Source organism: Oleiphilus sp. HI0079, assembly GCF_001635105.1.
In genome coordinates this window covers 1-741 of sequence record NZ_LWFT01000011.1, presented here as the reverse complement: position 1 = coordinate 741, position 741 = coordinate 1, and the positions used below count along the sequence as shown (strand labels likewise).

Genomic DNA, 741 nt, shown 5'->3' with positions numbered 1-741 from the left:
TCACGTGGTTCAAGGTGAGCGTAAGCAGGCTTCGTCGAATAAGTCTCTTGGCCGTTTTGATTTGGCAGACATACCGCCTGCGGCACGTGGAATGCCTCAGATCGAAGTAACATTCGATATTGATGCGAACGGTATTCTGAATGTGTCGGCGAAGGATAAAGCGACAGGTAAAGAGCAGTCTATCGTGATCAAGGCTTCTTCTGGTCTTTCGGATGATGAGATCAATAACATGGTCAACGATGCGGAAGCGAACGCCGAAGCGGATCGTAAGTTCGAAGAGCTGGTCACTGCGCGTAATCAAGGCGATCAAATGGTGCACGCTACCAAGAAGACGCTAGAAGAAGCGGGTGACAAAGCGACCGCTGAAGAGAAAACCGCTATCGAAACTGCAATTGCAGAGCTTGAAGAAGCATTGAAGGGCGATGACAAAGATGCGATAGAGTCGAAAACTCAGGCATTGACTGAAGCCTCTTCTGGTCTAGCTCAAAAATTGTATGCTGAGCAAGCTGAAGGTGCAGCAGGCGCCGCTCCTGGCGGTGAAGAACAAGCTCAATCACAGTCTGGTGAAGACGTGGTAGATGCGGAGTTTGAAGAAGTAAAAGACGACAAAAAATAAGCGATAGCGCTTAGTCGGCTTGTTCAAGCTGTACGTTAACCTTAACGCGGAAGCATCGACTTCCGCGTTATTGTATCTAGTAAGCTTCTATTTCTGAGGCTGGAAGTGAAGAGAATTGGTGAATG

1 protein-coding gene is annotated in these 741 nt (G+C 48.2%); it reads left to right on the top strand.

Annotated features, from left to right (window positions below; translation table 11 throughout):
• Window positions 1–616: Hsp70 family protein (locus tag A3750_RS00285; RefSeq protein ID WP_156498260.1), on the top strand; the 616-nt coding region annotated here is incomplete at its 5' end.
• Window positions 617–741: the final 125 nt, after the last annotated feature.